Consider the following 1485-nt stretch of genomic DNA (forward strand, 5'->3'; position numbering starts at 1 on the left):
AGCACCCACACCAAGGCCTGTGAGCGTGCGCACTTCATCTAAAAAATTACCGAGCACAGCATGTACTTCTGATTGCTGCACATTTTGCAATTGGGTCATTGCAGCACCAATGCGCTGCACTTCTTTTGGGCCCATGTGCTTGAGTATTTCTGCTGCGTCCGATTCACCCAGCGACATCAACAAAATTGCCGCTTGATCAACGTAGCGCAGTTTAAGTTTGGCTTTATCGACCGCTTTATCGTTAGCTTCAGTCATCGCGATTTATCCACTGTTTCACTACCTGAGCCACACGGCCCGGGTCATCGGCAATCAAACCTTTAATGGCGTTCAGTTGTGCTTCGTAGCCTTCTTCGGGGCTCGGCAATAACAGTGCCGAGCCGCCGGTCAGTGTGACGGTTTCATCCGACATGCCATCTAACCCGCCAGCGCCAGCTGCTTCAAGAGCGGCCAATTGACGGGCCTCTTCTTGTTCTGCCAGCGCGCCACCTTGTTTGGATAAACTTTTAAACATGGGGCGGAGCAAGCCAAATATGATCAGCAAAATAACCAGCACACTGGCGATATATTTAATATTGGGAATAATCCATTGCTCCCACCAAGGCACATCTACCATCACATTGGGATCTTCCACCCGATTGGCAAACGCCGAGTTCAAAACATTGACGCTATCGCCACGCACAGCACTGAAACCCACTGCGTCACGTACCAGTATAGACAAGCGTTCCAATTCGTTTTCTGTCCAGGGCACCATGGTTTCGGTACCGTCTGCATTTTTAACAACCTTATCATCAACAACCACCGCAACTGTCAGGCGCTTAAGGGTTCCCTGTTGATGCTTGGTGTAACTCACGGTGCGATCCAACTCGTAATTACGGGTTGCCTGTTCGCGGTTATTGGTCGGTTGCGCAGCAGCAACTGGCTGGCCAGTAGCAGGATCAATTTGTTCAGGCGCTTCCGCAGTGCCTGGTGGTTGATTGGTCAAGGCGCCAGGAATGCCGGCAGCAACATCACCCGCGCGGCGGGTTTCATTGAGGGTTTGCTCGGAGCGAATTGCCGGTAAATCCGGGTTAAAGGTTTCAGCTGCTTGCTCCACCGCCGTAAAATCGATATCAGCGCTCACTTCTGCACGGAATTTACCACCGCCAACCACCGGTTCCAAAATACCGTTTATGCGCTTAATCACGCTGCTTTCTACTTCTTGGGAATATTGGTGCTGCTTTGCTGCCATCAATAAATCGGCGCTGTCTTCGCCGGTAGAAATTAAATTGCCATGTTGATCCACAACGGTCACATCGGCCATTTTCATTCCAGGCACTGAGGATGCCACCAAATTCATAATCGCTTTTACTTGCGCAGGCTCAACACTCCTGCCAGCAAACACCTCGACAAATACCGATGCCGTTGGATTAGTTGCATCGCGTACAAATACGGTTTTTTTCGGAATTGCCAAATGCACGCGCGCGTTGCGGATACTGGTGATACTGG

General features: G+C 50.7%; 1 protein-coding gene and 1 pseudogene. Both read right to left on the reverse strand.

Going from position 1 to position 1485, the window contains the following annotated elements; translation table 11 throughout:
* Positions 1–255, reverse strand: a pseudogene (locus ACWA6V_RS20915) (flagellar motor switch protein FliG); the annotation flags it as partial.
* On the reverse strand, positions 248–1485 hold a 1238-nt coding region (fliF, locus tag ACWA6V_RS20920), incomplete at its 5' end, for a flagellar basal-body MS-ring/collar protein FliF (RefSeq protein WP_449524297.1). The pseudogene ACWA6V_RS20915 and the gene fliF, both read right to left, overlap by 8 nt.

Source organism: Cellvibrio sp. (genome assembly GCF_053579595.1).